17 protein-coding genes are annotated in these 17,159 nt (G+C 34.4%); 3 read left to right on the forward strand and 14 right to left on the reverse strand.

The window, feature by feature from the left end:
* The 3 genes from TTHT_RS05390 to TTHT_RS05400 form a co-directional block, all read right to left on the reverse strand.
* Entirely contained in the window at window positions 1–1,629 is a 1,629-nt protein-coding gene (locus TTHT_RS05390) for an SLC13 family permease (protein ID WP_201326958.1), read from the reverse strand.
* A 3-nt stretch (window positions 1,630–1,632) separates the two neighbouring features.
* Complete coding sequence (locus TTHT_RS05395; RefSeq protein WP_201326959.1) at window positions 1,633–2,103, reverse strand: CYTH domain-containing protein; 471 nt, start codon at window positions 2,101–2,103, stop codon at window positions 1,633–1,635.
* Window positions 2,104–2,173: 70 nt separating this feature from the next.
* Window positions 2,174–3,379 (reverse strand): OprO/OprP family phosphate-selective porin, encoded by a 1,206-nt coding sequence (locus tag TTHT_RS05400; RefSeq protein WP_201326960.1) that lies wholly within the window; start codon window positions 3,377–3,379, stop codon window positions 2,174–2,176.
* A 222-nt stretch (window positions 3,380–3,601) separates the two neighbouring features.
* On the opposite strand from TTHT_RS05400, the gene TTHT_RS05405 reads away from it, so the two are divergent.
* From TTHT_RS05405 to TTHT_RS05415, 3 genes are read left to right on the forward strand one after another with little or no spacing between them, the layout of a single operon-like run.
* Window positions 3,602–4,534 carry a phosphate/phosphite/phosphonate ABC transporter substrate-binding protein gene (locus TTHT_RS05405; RefSeq protein ID WP_201326961.1) on the forward strand — a complete coding sequence of 311 codons (933 nt, stop codon included), beginning with the start codon at window positions 3,602–3,604 and terminating at the stop codon, window positions 4,532–4,534.
* On the forward strand, window positions 4,524–5,987 hold the full coding sequence (locus tag TTHT_RS05410; RefSeq protein ID WP_201326962.1) for a sensor histidine kinase: 1,464 nt from the start codon (window positions 4,524–4,526) through the stop codon (window positions 5,985–5,987). The genes TTHT_RS05405 and TTHT_RS05410 overlap by 11 nt, the downstream gene beginning before the upstream one ends.
* Complete coding sequence (locus tag TTHT_RS05415) at window positions 5,984–7,309, forward strand: sigma-54-dependent transcriptional regulator (protein WP_201326963.1); 1,326 nt, start codon at window positions 5,984–5,986, stop codon at window positions 7,307–7,309. The genes TTHT_RS05410 and TTHT_RS05415 overlap by 4 nt, the downstream gene beginning before the upstream one ends.
* Here the strand turns inward: TTHT_RS05415 and TTHT_RS05420 are convergent.
* From TTHT_RS05420 to TTHT_RS10920, 11 genes are all read right to left on the reverse strand, one after another.
* Entirely contained in the window at window positions 7,306–8,364 is a 1,059-nt protein-coding gene (locus tag TTHT_RS05420; protein ID WP_201326964.1) for an SPL family radical SAM protein, read from the reverse strand. The two genes, TTHT_RS05415 and TTHT_RS05420, sit on opposite strands and share 4 nt — an antisense overlap.
* A 99-nt stretch (window positions 8,365–8,463) precedes the next feature.
* Window positions 8,464–9,234 carry a ParB/RepB/Spo0J family partition protein gene (locus TTHT_RS05425; RefSeq protein WP_201326965.1) on the reverse strand — a complete coding sequence of 257 codons (771 nt, stop codon included), beginning with the start codon at window positions 9,232–9,234 and terminating at the stop codon, window positions 8,464–8,466.
* A gap of 4 nt (window positions 9,235–9,238) precedes the next feature.
* The gene (gene smpB, locus TTHT_RS05430) at window positions 9,239–9,697 is read right to left on the reverse strand and encodes an SsrA-binding protein SmpB (protein ID WP_201326966.1); all 459 of its coding nucleotides are present in this window, start codon (window positions 9,695–9,697) and stop codon (window positions 9,239–9,241) included.
* Window positions 9,672–11,243 carry an HD domain-containing phosphohydrolase gene (locus TTHT_RS05435; RefSeq protein WP_201326967.1) on the reverse strand — a complete coding sequence of 524 codons (1,572 nt, stop codon included), beginning with the start codon at window positions 11,241–11,243 and terminating at the stop codon, window positions 9,672–9,674. Before TTHT_RS05435 ends, smpB begins: the two co-directional genes overlap by 26 nt.
* Before the next feature lie 112 nt (window positions 11,244–11,355).
* On the reverse strand, window positions 11,356–11,598 hold the full coding sequence (locus tag TTHT_RS05440; RefSeq protein WP_201326968.1) for a hypothetical protein: 243 nt from the start codon (window positions 11,596–11,598) through the stop codon (window positions 11,356–11,358).
* 33 nt (window positions 11,599–11,631) lie between these two features.
* Entirely contained in the window at window positions 11,632–12,618 is a 987-nt protein-coding gene (locus tag TTHT_RS05445; protein WP_201326969.1) for an ATP-binding cassette domain-containing protein, read from the reverse strand.
* A 7-nt stretch (window positions 12,619–12,625) separates the two neighbouring features.
* Complete coding sequence (locus TTHT_RS05450; protein WP_201326970.1) at window positions 12,626–13,309, reverse strand: GTP-binding protein; 684 nt, start codon at window positions 13,307–13,309, stop codon at window positions 12,626–12,628.
* Window positions 13,309–14,535 (reverse strand): ABC transporter substrate-binding protein, encoded by a 1,227-nt coding sequence (locus TTHT_RS05455; RefSeq protein ID WP_201326971.1) that lies wholly within the window; start codon window positions 14,533–14,535, stop codon window positions 13,309–13,311. Before TTHT_RS05455 ends, TTHT_RS05450 begins: the two co-directional genes overlap by 1 nt.
* 102 nt (window positions 14,536–14,637) lie before the next feature.
* Complete coding sequence (locus TTHT_RS05460) at window positions 14,638–15,252, reverse strand: inorganic pyrophosphatase (RefSeq protein WP_201326972.1); 615 nt, start codon at window positions 15,250–15,252, stop codon at window positions 14,638–14,640.
* A gap of 82 nt (window positions 15,253–15,334) precedes the next feature.
* Window positions 15,335–16,828 (reverse strand): hypothetical protein, encoded by a 1,494-nt coding sequence (locus TTHT_RS05465; RefSeq protein ID WP_201326973.1) that lies wholly within the window; start codon window positions 16,826–16,828, stop codon window positions 15,335–15,337.
* Window positions 16,825–16,956 (reverse strand): hypothetical protein, encoded by a 132-nt coding sequence (locus TTHT_RS10920; protein WP_269089377.1) that lies wholly within the window; start codon window positions 16,954–16,956, stop codon window positions 16,825–16,827. The genes TTHT_RS05465 and TTHT_RS10920 overlap by 4 nt, the downstream gene beginning before the upstream one ends.
* Window positions 16,957–17,159 lie beyond the last annotated feature (203 nt).

A 17,159-nucleotide genomic window follows, 5' to 3' on the forward strand; every position in this document is an offset into this window, starting at 1 on the left:
CTAAAAGAACAATCCGTGTGGAGTAATCCCCCACCATTTGAAATATGTCATTGCTGAAACAATACTTATAGCCCATGCTATTAACATCATTGTTATGCCGAATTTAAATGTATCTGACCAGCTGTACTGGTCTGTAACATAAAGTAAAGCCGCAGGTTTACTGTTAAAGGGGAGAACATAAACATGCTCTATCAACAGTGCAACCGGAAAAGCAAGGCTCATTACAGGATAGCCAAACTTTCTTGCAACCCCTATGGCTATAGGGATAAATATCAAAGTCCTCATTGTTTTTGACTGGAAAAACAAAGCACTAAAAAGCATGCCCCCTGTTAAAATCAGATACAACACCCAGAAAGGTGTATGAGGTCCAAAACCTAATGAGTTAAACATTGCATCAACCAAAATTGTGGCAAGACCTGTGTGCTTTAATCCAGCCCCAAGAGTGTAAGCACCTGCGGAGAATAAAAGTAAGTGCCAGGGGATATCAACATCATTCCACTCAACCACTCCAATTTTTGGAGTTAAAGCTACAACACCCCCTAAGAAAGCAACCGCTGTGGGGCTTATACCATGCCACCTGTCTGTAACCCAAAGAAGTAAAACTGTAACAAAAATAGCAACTGCTTTAATCTCCTCAACTGAAATTTTCCCCATTTTTTCCAATTCCTGCTTTAACCTCTCCATTCCTCCTTTAATGTGTGGAGTTTTCTCTTTATCAGACAAGGGGAAAACCAACCTTGTACCGACAATCCAGCCTATAAACATAATGAGAATGGAGATTGGGAATGCAACCTTCATCCAGTCGGAAAAATAAATATCTTTCCCTATGGCTTCTCCTATAAACGCAGCAGCAAGCAAATTTGCACCTGACCCTGTTACAAAAGCACTTGCCCCCATGTTTATCTGGAAAAGGTTTTGTAAAATCAGGTTTCTTCCAAAGTTATTCTTATTCTTACCACCTGTTGCACCGTAAATAGCAGCAACCACCATCATAATAGGAAGAAGAATTGCAGCTTTTGCAGTTGTTGCAGAGATAAAGGCTGAAAGAATAACATTAATTACAATAAAGCTTATAAAAATTGAGGACGCTGTTTTACCAAATTTTACAATAAACCAGAGGGCAAACCTCTTTGCAGCCCTTGTTTTAACAAGCATACTTGCCAGAATAAATGACATAATATTGAGCCACATTACCTTGTGCCCCAACTGGTGATAAGCCTCAACCTCTGGCAACACTTTGTAAAGAACTAAACCGATTATCAAAATCAGTGAAGTTAAATAGTTGGGAATAGCCTCGGTAATCCACAAAATTAGAGAAGCAACAAACAGGGCAAGCATTGAAATGTTTTTTGCAACAAAAGCATTATGCCCAACAGTTTGAAGCACCTGCTGTGCCTCCTTAGGAAGAATTGATGCATCTATATGCTGAAAAAAGGAGAAATTAACAAGGTAATTTAAAGTAATAAAAACGATTATGGCTAATGGCCCCCCTAATTTATGCATCCAGATTTCAAACTTAGAAAACTCTCTTTTAGGGAGTTTATTTAATTTGTAATTGCTCATATCAAGGGGATCAAAACCGTTACCGTTTAAATCTATAACCCCGTTTTCTCCGTTTTTACCTTTCATTCTTTACTTTTCCCGCCAGTTTTTATAAGGATTTTTCATAAGCATTGAGTTGTAATATCTTACATCTCCTGTAACCTCTTCACCTAACCATTCAGGTTTTTCAAACTCTTCGTTTTCGTCACTTAACTCAACCTCTGCAATTACAAGCCCTTCGTTGTCTCCATAAAATTCATCAATTTCAAACAGGTGGTTTCCAACCTTAACTCTGTACCTTGTTTTATCTATAACGCCTGGCTCGCATATATTTAACAATTGCTTTGCATCTTCAACAGGTATTTCAATCTCCCATTCAAACCTTGATGCACCTGATTCATTGCCAATTCCTTTAACAGTCAGATAGCCTTTATCTCCTTTTATTCTTACCCTTACAGTTCTTTCAGGGACGGAAGAGAGATAACCCTGAATTATCCTGATTCCGTTTTCTTTAGGGAAATTTCCTTTAACTAAAAATTTCCTCTCTATTTCTTTACCCATGAAAACCTCCTGATTTTATTGGCTTTTTTAAATGGAAGAGGGGGAAAATTCCCCCTCTTTTTTTAAATCTTTAGAATAAGTACTGGAATCTGAAAGCAAGTATCTGGAAATCGTCGTTTCCTATAAAGTCTCCATCACCATCTGCATATTCATCGTTGTTCACAAAAATATAGTTCATCATGAATCTTACATTTGCATTAAAATAATAGTTTATTCCTAATGTAACATTTTCTTCTTTACCACCAAAAATTTCTGCAGACTCATCATTTAAATCAAGTGAACTATACCTCAAAGCAATTTCAAGTGCACCCTTCTTGCTATTAGGAGTGACTGCTGCAAATTCTGATTCACTCTTTTTCCACTGCCTTGTTTCACCTGTTACAAAGTAACTAACAAAAATGTAATAACCGTCAAAAGATGCATCAGGTTTTCCGTCATATCTATTTACATCCTGAGAAATATACTCAGCCTGAACCATTATATTGTCCAATTGCCATGCAAACTCTAAACCGTAAGCTGAAAAATCGTCAACATTCTTAATTTTTCCAGTGTTCAAAATCTTTTCTGTTAAATGAAGCTCAGGTCTTTCTTTAAATTTAATTTTGTTGTCATCTTCAGCGTCAGGAATTGCATACTGGTAAGATGCACCAAAGTGAAGGAGTTTACCTTTTTCGGAAATAGGGTCATAGGTAAGCCTTGCAGCGTAAGCCCAGGATTCATTGTGTCCTGATTCTTCCCCTGTTCCAACTTCCTGACCGTAGAAACCAGCCTGAATTCTCCAATTGTCAGCCCACTTTGTATAAGAGACACCGATTCTTCTTCCAAGCGTAAAAACATTGGGAAGAGCTCTTTCCATAAAAACAATATACCTTGATGAGGTAACCTCTTCCATTGAGAAAGGCATTTTGTGGTTACCTAACTTGATAATTGTGTTATCAAAACCAATATAAGCCATCCAGAAGTCTTTAATTTCAACTTCGTTATCTGCTACATCAATATCCCATTCTCCTGCCCACTGGTCATATAAAGTAGTCTTAAAGGAAACCCTTGCTCTTCTTGTCTCCGTTCCGTTTGCAAAATTGTTGTCATCACCGAAAAAGAAACCAGAATCAATCATAACCCTTCCGTCAATCCAGAGTTTGAAAGAACCATCTTCACTTGCGGTTACAAAATAACCGCTGTCAAAATAGTTTTCCATTTTAATCCTGTTCTGAGAGAAAGCAAAACTAATTGACATTAAGCCAATAAGCAAAAAAACAAAAAAACTTGATTTCATAGCAACCTCCTATTTTTTTGCCCTATAAAGAGCAACTACTTATCATATTTTCAGCAAGATATATGCCACAGGAAACAAAACACAATTCCCACTATATAAAGGCAAAAAAGCCTTAGCGCACTGACTAAAATTCGCCATTTTGACTAAATTTCGTCATTTTTTTCTATCAAAAAGCTTTGATAAGGTAAAATTATACCAGGCATAATTCTTGCGGAGTTGTTTATGAGAAATGAAAAGATTGAGAAGGGGAAATATATGAAAAAATTTTTTGGTCTTTTAATTTTGATTTTCATATTAACCATCTCTCTTCTATCATTTATTGCATACAATTTTCTTACCGACATATCATACATGGAAGGTTTTAAAACAACCCCCCCCTCAACAACAAAAATCAGCAAAAAAATAATTAAAATTGGGGTTGTCTCAAGGTATTCTCCTTCCCTTATCTACGATGGATACCAGCCTATAATAGATTATCTAAACGAAAATACAAACTACTATTTTGAACTTGTGCTCAGCAAAAACTATCATGAAACAGTTTCAAAACTGAAAAATAAAGAAATTGACCTGGCTTTTTTAGGGGATATGGTTTTTATTGCAAACAGAAAAAAGTTAAACCTGATTCCCGTAGTGTGCCCTGTAAACAAAGAAGGTAAGCCATATTTAAGAGTGGTTCTTATAACAAAAGATGATTCACAAATAAATAACTTTTGTGATTTAAACGGTAAGAAATTGGCTCTACCCTCAGAATCTTCATTCTCCTTTAAATGGGGAATATTAAAAACAAAAAAATGCGGTATTCAGGTGAAAATCAAGAAATTCAACTTCCACCATACTGTTGTGCTTCAGGTATTAAACGGCGTTTGTGCCGCAGGAGTGGTCAGAGAATATGTTGCTGAAGAATTTAAGGAAAAGGGGATAAAGCTTGCTGATTTTTCTCCCCCTATTCCCTCTCCCCCCCTCGTTGCCCTTTCTTCAACAGATAAACAAATAATAAAAGAGGTAAGAAAAAAATTGCTTAAATTTAAAGGAATTAAAAACAGCAACAGGTTGATAGACAAAGAATTCTATTATGGATTTACTATTCCTGAAAAATCACTGTATTTAAAGTTTGAAAACTATTTGAAAAAAAACGGGATTGTTTATGAGAAGTAATATACTTTCAAGCATAAAAACAAAACTTTTTGTCTTCCTTGGATTTACCCTAACCTTTTTCCTTTTTTTAATCTTTATATACTTTGGTTTTATCTGGAAAAAACTCATTGTAAGAAACTATGTTAACGCTATAAAATCAACTGCAAGGGCATTTGCTGTTGATGTGAAAAATAAACTGATACTTAAACAGAACAAACTTGAAAAAAGTGAGGATATTCTTGCAGGGGAAATATTAGCTTTTTTGAAAGACGAAAAAGATGCACTCTTTATTGCTGTTTATTCTCCTTCAGGTAAAGTTTTAATCTCAAGCGAAAAAATACCTAAAATCAAATTAAATGAAGCAAAAGAATTAAGCAAAAACATTAAAGATATTTCAGTAAGAATCTATAAAAACCATTCTTATGGGTGGATAGGGGAATGTTATTATCCAATAAAATCAGGGGAAAAGGAATTAGGAATACTTCACATAGGAATGAATGCCTCTTACCTTGCAAACGAGGTAAAATTTGTCTCAAAAATGTTTTACATCTCAACATTATTTATCCTGCTTTTCGTAATCTTAATCATTTACATTGTAACTGAAAAATTTACCCGCTCTATAATTACACTTTCCAATTTGCTTGAGGATATTGATGTGGAAAAAGACAGGTTTGTGAAATTCCCTGAATTTAAAGACGAAACAGGATTAATATCCAGAAAGCTAAATGAACTTCAAAATAAGATTGGCAAAGCAAAGGAAAATGTTAAAATTGCTGAAAGAAAAATACTTCAGGCTGAAAAATTAGCAAGTATAGGAAGGCTTGCTTCTGGAGTAGCTCATGAAATTAACAATCCCTTAAATGGAATTAAACATTGTATCACCCTTATTAAAGAAAACCCTGAAGACAGAGAAACAAACAAAGAATATATTGATTTAATCAACGAAGGAGTGGATTATATCAGCGAAATTGTAAAAAAATTGCTTGAGTTTGCAAGGAGCTCTCAAAAAGATACAACAAAAGTTTTGTTAAAAGAATGCCTGGATTCAGTACTTTCCTTAATTGACTATCACCTAAACAAAGAAAGCATTGAAATAAACAAGAAAATTGACGAAAAAGAATATATTGTTTCAGGGAACAAAGTTTTAATACAGGAAGTTATAATGAATGTACTTCAAAACTCTATTGATGCCCTAAAGACAAGAGAAAACAAAAAGATTACATTATTAACAAAAGAAGAAAATGAAAAAATCATTCTTGAAATTAAAGACAATGGTAGAGGAATAGAAAAAGAATATTTAACTCAAATATTTGACCCATTTTTCACAACAAAGCCTGTAGGAGAAGGTACTGGCCTTGGATTGTATGTTGCTTTAGGAATTATGAAAACACTCAAAGGTGACATAAAAATTGAAAGTGAAAAAGATAAGTACACAAAAGTAACTTTAATATTTAAGAAAGGGGACAAGAATTGAGAATTTTAATTGTGGAAGACGATAAAATAAATAGAATTGCCCTGAAAAATGCTTTAACAAAAAACGGTTACACCGTAGATGTGGCTGAAAACGGGAATGAAGGAGGGCACAAAATTCAGGAAAACAATTACCACCTGGTAATTACAGATTTAAAACTACCTGGATTTGACGGAATAAAGGTGCTTGAAATTGCCAAAAAAAAGAATAAAGAATGCTTTGTCATTGTAATAACTGGATATGCAACTGTGGAAACAGCGGTTAAAGCTTTAAAATTAGGAGCTTACGATTATTTAATAAAACCATACCCACTTGAAGAATTAATGAACAAAGTAAAGCAGATTGAGGAGTATCTTAAAATAAAAGAAGAAAATGAAAAGTTAAAAAGAGAGGCTCAAAGTTTGAAAACTCCCGACTTTGTTGGAGAATCTGATAAAATTAAAAAATTACTTAACCAGGCAAAAATCGTTGCTGAAACTGACGCAACTGTGCTAATTGAAGGAGAAAGCGGAACAGGTAAGGAAGTGCTTGCAAGGACAATTCATAATTTTAGCGAAAGGAAAGACAAACCCTTCGTCGGAATAAACTGCTCTGCAATTCCAGATTCACTTTTTGAATCAGAGTTATTTGGTTACAAAAAGGGGGCATTTACAGGCGCCGTATCGGACAAAAAGGGGTTTTTTGAAATAGCAAGCGGGGGTACTCTGTTTATTGATGATATTGATGATATGCCTAAAAATGTTCAGGTAAAGATTTTAAGGGTAATTCAGGAGAGGGAAATTTTCCCTGTTGGCTCTGAATTCCCGGTAAAAATTGACATTAGAATTATAAGTGCAACAAAAAAACCCCTTGGGGAACTTGTTAAAAAAGGGAAATTCAGGGAAGATTTGTTTTATAGATTAAATGTTGTTAACCTGAAATTACCCCCTCTAAGGGAGAGAAAAGAGGACATCCCCTTACTTATCAAGCATTTTATAAACAAATACAATGGAAATGAAACTACAGAAAAAATCATAGAAAAACATATAGATGTTTTAATGGCATACAATTGGCCGGGAAACATAAGGGAATTGGAAAACTTTGTCCAGAGAATATGCGCTTTCCCTGAGTTTCCATATAATTACTTTGAAAAAACAGATGAAAACAGTGCTATTTTTGACGGAAAAATCCCCCTTGACGAATATATTAGCAAAAGAGAAAGGGAGATAATCTTAAATAGCCTTGAAAAATTCAACTGGAATATTTCAAAAACAGCGGAATTTTTGAAAATCCCAAGAACAACATTAAGAAGCAAAATGCAAAAATACGGGATAAAAAAAGTTTAAAATAGGATTTTCATCTTTTCTTTTGAAAGGTAATTTTGGGGAAAAACCAATTCCCAGACATTTTTATCTTCCATGCAGAAATAAATAGGTGTATCAGGGGATTTTTTGGAGACAAAATCAATCAATCTTCTGTAAAACTTTATCCTTTCAGGAAATAAATACCTGTATTTCCCATCGCTGCACTTAACAAACTCACCGTCAAGCAAACGAGATTTTTCAAACCTGTTTTCAACATACCACTTTAAATCAGGCTCATACCTGAAGCCTGCCATTGAAAGCCAGGCAAGTTTTTTGTGTATTTTGAAGACATCCTCAAGCATTTCAATATACAAACTTTGCGCATCTGGATAAAAGATTATCGGGTCTAAGTGAAATGAAACAAGATAGCCTTTGTGAGCAGAATGCCTGCTTGAATCAAGTCTCTCTTTTAAGGATGCAACAAGCTTTTCCTCATTATCAATTATTTTTTGAGGGGCAATTGTCCAGCCTATTACAACCTTTGCCTTTCTTTCCTTTAAATCAGGAAGAGAGTAAACATTATTGCTTTTTGTCTTTAATTCAAGCATTGCATTTGGATAGCTTTCAAAAAAATCAATCAATTTGTTTGCAAAACCTGTTATAGGTTCTAATGCAAGGCTATCCGACAACTCTCCAGTGCCAATTCTTATAAACCTTCCATCTTTTAAAATTCCGTCAAGCTCTGAAAATAAGTCTTCAACATTTACAGCAAACCTTATAGCCCTGAAGTTAAGATAACTCTGCAAAAAACAGTATGAGCAGTCAAAAGGGCAATTTGTTGTCTGGTCAATTACATAGTAATTGCAGCATATTTTCCCCCTTGTGCCGGGGCACTTTCTAAAAAAATCACCTTTGAAAACGGTTAAAACAAGATGAGACTTTCCCTCTTTTATGTCATCCTTTAAAAAAGCCTCAATTTTTTCCCTGTAATACTCTTCGTCAGGTATTATTTCAGGCTCAATCTCTGCTTTTTCGCATATTTCAAAGGAATAGGGATATTTTTTCGCCTCTTCTGTTATAAAAATCCTTTTAATCATTACCCTTTGCCTTTTTTAAAAATTCCCATAATTTTTTATCGTTTTTTATTTTTTCAAGTATTTCTTTTCCATTGTCAATATCTGCCTGCTCAGAAATTTTTAAGAAAAGGAAAAAAAGCCTGCCTCCATATCCTTTGGAAAGTTAAGATAGCCTTTGTATTTTGATAAAATTTCATTTAATTCATCTTTAAATTCAGAGTATTTTGGAGAGCGAATCCTTTCAAGGCACAAAACAAAATCCTCTTCTTTGCATTTTTTAGCAATTTCTTTAAAATCAATACTATCCCTCTTTCTTATGTAAAACATTAAATCGTATGCAATTTGCATTCTTGAAAATGATAACCTTTTTTCTTTAAAGACTTTTGCAAGAAAAACCTGGTTTTCTTTATCTTCTCTTGAAAGGGAAAGGGCAAATGATATAGGAGATTTTTTGCTTTCAAGCAATGAGAATAACTCTTTATCTAAATCAAAAATTTTAAAACAATCGTAAACAACCGAAACCTTTTTTGCAAATTTTAAAACAGGATTGAGTTTTTTAACTATAAACTCTTCTGAAAAATTAAAATACTCAACTGCAAATTTAATAACCCTTGCCTTTTCAAACTCAGAATAAGGATTTACAAGCATATTCAATTCAACTGATTTTAAAAAGGCTTTCTTACTGTCTTCTTCAATAATTGCCGGGATTTTATCCTCTTTTGAAAAATTTAACCTTGAAAAACCATCAATCAGCGTAAAATCATTTAAAAGAATTACAGGAGAGACAATCCCGAATTCTCGTACAGATTTTGCAATTGAATTATTTAACTCACTTCTTATTCTAAATTTTTCATTTATAACAATTCTGTCTTTTTCAATATATTGAATCATTTATCTATTTGAAGAGCCCTTTCTTTAACTCACTTCTTACCATTCTCTCTAAATCCCTCTTTCTCTCAGTCTCCCTTTTATCGTAAAGCTTTTTACCCCTTGCAAGAGCAATTTCAACCTTGATAACCTTTCCTTTAAGATAAAAAGCAAGGGGAATAATTGTGTACCCCTTTTCTTTAATTTTGCCTATTAACCTTCTTAACTCGTTTTTGTGGAGAAGTAATTTCCTGTCCCTTTCAGGGTCATGGTTAAAGGTTGGAGATGCGTGTTTATATGGAGCAATATATAGCCCTTTAATATACAATTCTCCGTTATCAAAATCGCAGTAAGAATCTTTAAAACTAATTTTACCTTCCCTACATGACTTTACTTCAGTCCCTGTTAAAACAATACCAGCCTCAATTTTTTCCTCAATAAAGTAATTATGATAGGCTTTTTTATTTTTTGCCAGAATCTTTACCATTCTCCTTATTCATCCTTTCTTTAACTACTGACTCAAGAGCAACAACAAGTTCAGGGTCAAATTGGTCTCCTGCATTCTTTCTCAACTCTTCTATTGCCTCCTTTAAGGAGAGGGTTTCTTTATAACTATCTTCCCCTGTCATTGTTTCAAACGCTTCAGCAACTGCTATAACCCTTGCTCCTAAAGGAATTTCCTCTCCCTTTAAGCCTTCAGGATACCCAAAACCATCATACCTCTCATGATGGTACTTTATCATATCCTTCACTTCCTCAGGCATTCTTATTTTACTTAAAAATTTCATACAAACAAGGGTATGTTGCCTTATTTTCTCAACATCCTCTTCAGTTAAATATAATTTTTCATATAGGTTTGAATCAATAAGAAGAATACCAATATCGTGAAGCAATGCTGCTATTGTAACTGAATCTATAAAATCCATATCATCACTTACTTTTTCAGCAATTAGTCTTGCATATTTTGCAGTATTTAAAGAGTGTCTTTCAAAAACCTCAGACTTCTTTTTTGAAAGTTCAAGAAGGTTTAAAATAAGCCCTATAAATGTTTCATTGCACCTGTAATCCCTGAAAAGCCTTTCAAAATAAGAGGTAAGCATTTTGTTGTAATTGCTTATGTGAACAAGTTCTTCTGCATCAAAATATACACTTGAGTTTCTCAACAAACAAAGATGCACCCTTAAAGTTCTTTTATCTGCAATTTTCACTGTATAAAAGGTTTTAGGAACATCCCTTATCTCATCACCTCTTAATTTTCCATAAAAAAATTGGGAATAACTCTCTCCCTTTGAATAATCGTAAGGAAATAAATCCTTTAACGAACTCATTAAGGCTTTTTTGCCTCTAATGCTTATAGGAGCTTTGCTGTAAACAAGGTTTATACTGTTGTTTCCTATTCCAATTGACAAAAATGCTATGTCGTAATTCACAGCAGAGGCAAAAACCTCTGCTGAAGAAACAAAAAAATCACTAATTACAGGTATATACTTTTTAAAAGAGGAGAAACGAATTATAATCTCTTTTATAGTTTTTAAATACTCTTCTTTTCTATCTGTTTGTTTCTTTTTCTCTACTGGTTTTTCTTCTTTTTTATCAAAAAATAAAAGAGTTTCATTAATTTCCTCAACTATTTTCTTTGAGTTTTCCAATGTTTTCTCATCGTATTGCTGCTTAGCCGCTCTGTTTCTCTCCTCAAGAAAACCGTAGATTTTATCTTTATGGTAAATTGGAGTGATTTGAACATTATAAATAGCATGATCTCTATAGTAATCCTCTACAATTGGCTCGGTCGAAATGTCATTTATAAAGAATGGAGTTCTTTTTTGTCTCACCAATTCCACAATCGGATGGGAAAAGTCATATACCTTTAAATTAGGATTTAATTTCAAATAACCGTAATATGCAATGAGGACAAACTCTCCACTACCCTCATCCATTACATACAACAATGCCCTTGTAGTTTCATTTTTTTCCATACACTGGAAAATAATCTTTTTAAATGTAATTTCATTTTCTTTTAATTTTTCTATCACTGCTTTCTCCGTATCTATAATTTACACAAATTACGGAGAAAATGCAAACTTAACCTTCAAATATATATTCCCACTTTTTTTAGATTAAAATCTATTAAAAAATCTTTGTCTTTTAAATATCGTCGCCTGCAGCCATTACATTTGAAGGGTCAAATGCATGGCAGGGGGTAACCCCATAAACCATTCCACACTCGGGGCACTTTGTTTCAAATGTCTCCATTAAAAATGTATGATTACACTTCTCACAGGTGATTTCAAATGGCATTGGCATAAACTGATTTGAAAATCCCATCATTCTCAATTTCATAACAACCTGTTTACCATTTTCAAAACTTCCCATGCATCCATCGTGCATAATAAAGCCTCCTTAAAAAAATTAAAATAAATTTTAAGATAATCTTTCCCCTAATCTTAACCTGTTTCTATATTCAAGAAGGGTTTTATCTAACTCTTCCAATTTTTTCAGCAATTCTCTTTCCTCTTTTGTTGTCTCAAGGATTTTAACAATTCCCCCATGGCTTATAACAAACCTTTTATCCCCCATTAATGCAAGAATAGGGTCATGGGTTGCCATTAAAACAATCTTCTGCTCTTCCACAAGCAAATCTAAAGCCTTTTTTCTGTCTATTCCCGCATTCTCAATCTCATCTATAAGTATTATTGGAGATTTACTTAAAATAGCCGTATCTGCAATCATTAAAGCCCTTGACTGCCCTCCGCTTAAAGAGGTTAAAGGGGTGTCACCAGTAAAACTTTCTCCAGCAAGGTGATTTGCCTTTTCAATAACTTTTTCAACAATCTCTTCCTTGTTCTGTACATATCTGCTTTCAGCATGAAGAATTAAAAACTCTCTTACGCTTAAATCAATAACAAAATTCATATTTTGAGACAATTGGGCAACAAGCTTAAACTCTGAAGAAAACCTCAAATCTCTGTCAGGCACCTCACCGTTTAATAGGATATGCCTTTTAGTTGGGGTATCTCCCTGCGCCATCCACTCAATATCTGCAAGCAACCTGCTCTTCCCTGAACCTGTTGGGCCAACAATTGATACAATCTCCCCGGCTTTTATTTCAATTTCAATATCCTCTTTTTCGCCTAATTTGTTGTATCCTCCAATAATGGTTATAGACTTTACCTGTTGTAATTCGTTTGACTCAATATCCTGCAAGTTGTTTAAAAATTCCTTAAAATTCTCAATAATAAACTCTTTTGAAAGCCCCAAATCCTCAAGCTTTTCTTCATCAACATTTTCTATGTATTGATTTAGTGTTAGGTTATCATCTGTAATTTCAATCCCTATAGAGTCAAAAAAGTCTTTTGCGACAGGTTGTTTTTCAAAAATATCTCTTAATTTCATTTCGACAACATTCATATTTACCTCACACATCCATTTTTCTTACATTTCCAACCTGATACTTTTCCCCTATTCTTGTCTCTCCAAGACAATAGGAGCATAAAGCAGAAGGCATAGAAAACCTTAAGCTTTTTCCTTCAAGGGTTTCAACATCCTGGCTCTGGTTTAAAAGAAGTGTAAGTTCGTAGGCACCCTGCCCTGTCAATCCGTTTACATGTAAAATCTTTGCAGTTGGATTAACCTGCCTTACCTTTGCCGCAAAAACCTCCCTTTCAGCCTGGGAAACAATGTCTCCCTTGGTTATTACCACAATATCAGCAGATTTAAGCATAGGGCCAATCTTTTTTGGGGTATTTAAGCCACTTAAATTGTCTATTACACAAACAGCAGTAATATCTTTAATATGAGGTGAACACCTGTTGCAAAGCCCTGCACTTTCAGAAATGAGGATATCAAGTTTTTCTTCCTTTCCCCAGTTAAAGCACTTCTCTATGTTTGAAACAAAGTAATGGTCAGGACAAAGAGCACCGGATAACCCCTTTAAAACAGGAATCCCCTGCTTTTTGAACAACAAATCGTCATCGGTTAACAAACAGTCAAACTTAACCACACCAACCTTTTTATTTTGAGCCTTTAAAGACTCTATCACCTTCATGATTACTGCAGTTTTACCTGAAGAAGGTGGTCCAGAAACAGTTATAAGTTTCATTATGATATCTCCTTTGCATTTTGGTTAAAAACAGTAAATAAATTGTCAATTAACCCCTGAATGTCATTTCCGTATACAAAATCCCACCCTATCCAGTTAATAGGCGCATAATCAGGAAGTATGTTTTCAACTTCCGGATGGGTTGAAGGGAATAATCCTTTATGGGCAAGTATTTCCCCCACTTCCTTTGACACAAAGTAATCTGCAACCTCTTTTAACTCTTTAACAAGCTTCTTTTTTGCAACAACAAAGATTGGAGAAACTATTGAGCCGTCTTTAGGCCAAACAACCTTAACCTTTTTTGAACCCTGCATCATTCTTGAGAAAAAGTAAGGCATAATAGTTACTGCTGGCCTAACATGAGCCTTTGTCCTTTGCACAGATTTAACCATCTGAGAGGGATGCATTGCCTTTATAAGCAATCTCCCAAGTTTTGCTACACCCCCTTCACCGTAAAGCTTGTATATTCCAAGCACCAATGCGTTAAACAAATCAAAATCTTCAACAGGAAGGGAAACCATCTGGTCGTAATCCCCCTCAAGCAAGTCTTCCCAGGATTCAGGGACAGGAAGGTCTCCTAAAATCTCAAGGTTTACAAGAAAAACCGCTGGAACAAAACCTATGAGGGAGTATATTTTTGAAGGGTCTTTCAATTGATAGTCTTTAAATGATTTATTGTACTTATCCCATGAAATATCAATAAACTCACCGCTTTCCTTTATAATGCCACCTATACCTTTATTTGAAAAGAAAACATCAAAGCCAGCTGAAATAAAAAGGTCAGGCAAATCATCTGCGCTTTTTACATCTCTAAACCTTTCTTCAAGCCATTTTGCTCCCGTGCTTGCAGCTTCAAGTTTGGTGGAAACTGTCAGCCCTTTATTTTTACTTTGCTCAATTACCCTGTTTAACCCTTCAAGAAGGGGAATTCTTACAGGGCATGGAAGAAGCCCCTCGACTGAAAAATCACCTTCTTTTAAAGATTCCTTTAAAGTTATATCTTCAACCTGGTCTTTATTTAAATAATCGTTTATTGCTTTAATAAAATCCTTTTCATCCCTCTTTTTTAGTTTTAAAAAAGAAGAAAGTTTTAGAAACTTTCCAGTTGTTTTTAAAAAGTTAGTATCATCAACCTCTTTAAAACCATTGTTTATAAAAAAGCCCTTTAAATCAGGATACTTGTCAAATAATTCCGTAAGTTTTTCGCTACCATTTACACCGCTCATAAAATCCTCCAATATAAATTCTTACACCGATATTTTAATCTTTACTTTAAAATAAAGTTTTGATTTAAATCAATTTTAGGGGTGATTTTTTTATTTTATAAATTATTCTCCATACATCTCTATGTAATCTTCCATAGCGGCTTTTATAACTTTTTCAGCATGATCAAAATCATAGACAAATTCAACACTTACAGCGGCTGAATTTTCTCCCGGTAAAATCTTATATGTTGCAAAGTAATGCCTTAACCTGTCAACCATTATATCGGGAATATCTTTTATACTCTCAGCATTTCCCCAGATATTATCTTTTTCTAAAACAGCTATTATCTTATCGTCAGCCTCTCCATGGTCAACCATTTGAATTCCCCCAATTACCTTTGCCCTTAAAATTATCTCTCCCCTTGTTATTGGCCTTTCGCTTATTACGCATATATCAAGAGGGTCTCCGTCTGCCTTTTTCACGGTGGGGGAAAGCTCTGCAACCCTTCTCCCGCAGTATGTTCTTGGTATTAATCCATAAAGTGCTGGAGGCTGGGAAGAAGTTCTCTGTGGCCTATCAACCCTTATGTACCCTGTTTCTTTGTCAAGTTCATACTTAACTGAATCAAAAGGCGTTATTTCTATATAGGCATTTACAATTCTTGGTGCGTCTTTACCAGCCTCAAGTCCATGCCATGGATGAGGCCTGAATCTATGAAACATTTTAGGAAAACTCATAAAAAACCCCCTTTTTGAAATTAATTTCCTTTTTATTATAAAGGAATTTTTCAAAAAGGGGAAAAGGCGGCAAAAAGCCGCCTTAAAATATCGGGAGGGCGCTTACCCTTGTCAGAGAGTAATTTCCCTGCAAGGTTAAACCCGATATTGGCTTTGTTGAAATAATAACAACCGAATCGCCGTTTTGAATTTCAACATCATTGAAAATATCCTTTATATATGAAGCAAGCATTCCCCTCTTGGGAACAGTAATAAATTTATTTACCTTAAAATTTCCGCTTGCAGTATAAAGGGCAAAGGTAATGGAAATCTCCTGGTCTGTAGTGTTTACCAATGAAAATGCAGTCCAATAATAATCATCACTTAATACAACTGAAGAATAACCACCTATCTCCCCATATGAAGGAAGAGTGAAAGCGTACTCTCCACCGTAAAGAAGTTTTACTTCATTAACACCAATTATAGGCTGTATTGAATCAATAACAGCATAGTCAGCATTAATATCAAGGTCATACAACACCTTTTCAAGGTAAATTTTAACCCTCTGCTGGTCAGGAATATTAACAGTGTATTCTCCTGTTTTAATGCCGTGATTATCGAAAAACCTGATAACAACATCAGACTCTCTGTCTCCAGTATTCAAAAGTACAAGGTCGTTATAGCAATCAATATGCGGTATAAAAGGAAGATACAACCTTGTGCTTCCATCCTGTTTCAATTCGTACATTGCAGGCTTTTTATCAAAATCAACCGAAATGCCAAGCCCGTTTAGAGTTTTTTCTTCAACAAGATTATTAAATGTCTGGATAATCTCGTCTCTCACCAATCCCCAGCACTTGCTGCTATCCATAAGAGGAGAAACATAACTTCCTGCATTTAAAATAATTGTGTAATCTTCAGGAAGTTCATTGATTGTTTCATTAAAAGTGTAAGCTACAGGTTTAACATAAGGGTTTGAAATGTAAACATAACTATCTCTAAAACCTGTGTTTTCTTCAATATAAGGGACATACATTTGAATTGTGTTGTCATATTTGTACCATGCCCTTGCAATGCCTTCCGGTGTAAAAATCGATGCAGAAACCTTAATATGTGCAGAAGAATAAACAATAACATCTGTGGTAGGCACAACAAGGTAGTGTTCGGTAATTACAAATGTCTGGTTGGGTAAAATTGTTTCATTCTTATCAATAACAGGCTCTCCGTTATTGTATCCTTTTATGTTAATTGTTACATTGTAGTCTTTGTCATTGTAAAAAACCGTTTTTGCGCTAACCTTCCCAAAATCTTCATTCAAAATGCCCGCAAGCTGCCTTGATGTTAATACTGAGATTTTAATAGGTGTATTTGAAGGTAAAACTTTAACGGATAAAGCCTTGCTTAAAGTGGTTTCGTTATGAGACCCTGATACGCTCACTTTCACGGTATAATTTCCATCTGCGTAAAAAGTGTAATAAAAAATATTTGATTCTGAAATTATGTCATATTGTTCACCATTTTCATTAAAGATATGAAAAGTGTAAAAAAGTGCATCCCCCTCCGGGTCATAAGCATCTACTGTAAATTTAACAGTCATAGGGTTAAATCCTTCCACCCTGTTGCCTTGAAAGATTTAATAACAGGTGGCTTTGCAAAAACAACGCTGCTAATCAATAGCAAAACTAAAATACTAAATTTAAACCTCATTGACTTTAAAATTTTCATCTAACCTTCCTCCTCTTAATTTTGTTAAGCCTTTTTCAGGCATGGCAATTGTAAAATCAGCCTATTTTAAGTCAACACTTTTTTTAACTTTTTTACAAAGGCTAATTATTATGTTTTTTAATACAAGAGCCAATGCCATGCCTTTAAAAAATTCTTATTTTTCAAGATATTGCATAACCTATTTAAAAAATCTAATCTTTGCA

This window comes from Thermotomaculum hydrothermale (assembly GCF_016592575.1).
GTDB classification, from domain to species: Bacteria; Acidobacteriota; Holophagae; order Thermotomaculales; family Thermotomaculaceae; genus Thermotomaculum; species Thermotomaculum hydrothermale.

What these genes read in the sequence shown, in the direction of transcription:
- TTHT_RS05390 (WP_201326958.1), bottom strand. Translation starts at nt 1,629, where the DNA reads ATGAAAGGTAAAAACGGAGAAAACGGGGTTATAGATTTAAACGGTAAC.
- TTHT_RS05395 (WP_201326959.1), bottom strand. Translation starts at nt 2,103, where the DNA reads ATGGGTAAAGAAATAGAGAGGAAATTTTTAGTTAAAGGAAATTTCCCT.
- TTHT_RS05400 (WP_201326960.1), bottom strand. Translation starts at nt 3,379, where the DNA reads ATGAAATCAAGTTTTTTTGTTTTTTTGCTTATTGGCTTAATGTCAATT.
- TTHT_RS05405 (WP_201326961.1), top strand. Translation starts at nt 3,602, where the DNA reads ATGAGAAATGAAAAGATTGAGAAGGGGAAATATATGAAAAAATTTTTT.
- TTHT_RS05410 (WP_201326962.1), top strand. Translation starts at nt 4,524, where the DNA reads ATGAGAAGTAATATACTTTCAAGCATAAAAACAAAACTTTTTGTCTTC.
- TTHT_RS05420 (WP_201326964.1), bottom strand. Translation starts at nt 8,364, where the DNA reads ATGATTAAAAGGATTTTTATAACAGAAGAGGCGAAAAAATATCCCTAT.
- TTHT_RS05425 (WP_201326965.1), bottom strand. Translation starts at nt 9,234, where the DNA reads ATGATTCAATATATTGAAAAAGACAGAATTGTTATAAATGAAAAATTT.
- smpB (WP_201326966.1), bottom strand. Translation starts at nt 9,697, where the DNA reads ATGGTAAAGATTCTGGCAAAAAATAAAAAAGCCTATCATAATTACTTT.
- TTHT_RS05440 (WP_201326968.1), bottom strand. Translation starts at nt 11,598, where the DNA reads ATGCACGATGGATGCATGGGAAGTTTTGAAAATGGTAAACAGGTTGTT.
- TTHT_RS05445 (WP_201326969.1), bottom strand. Translation starts at nt 12,618, where the DNA reads ATGAATGTTGTCGAAATGAAATTAAGAGATATTTTTGAAAAACAACCT.
- TTHT_RS05450 (WP_201326970.1), bottom strand. Translation starts at nt 13,309, where the DNA reads ATGAAACTTATAACTGTTTCTGGACCACCTTCTTCAGGTAAAACTGCA.
- TTHT_RS05455 (WP_201326971.1), bottom strand. Translation starts at nt 14,535, where the DNA reads ATGAGCGGTGTAAATGGTAGCGAAAAACTTACGGAATTATTTGACAAG.
- TTHT_RS05460 (WP_201326972.1), bottom strand. Translation starts at nt 15,252, where the DNA reads ATGAGTTTTCCTAAAATGTTTCATAGATTCAGGCCTCATCCATGGCAT.
- TTHT_RS05465 (WP_201326973.1), bottom strand. Translation starts at nt 16,828, where the DNA reads ATGACTGTTAAATTTACAGTAGATGCTTATGACCCGGAGGGGGATGCA.
- TTHT_RS10920 (WP_269089377.1), bottom strand. Translation starts at nt 16,956, where the DNA reads ATGAAAATTTTAAAGTCAATGAGGTTTAAATTTAGTATTTTAGTTTTG.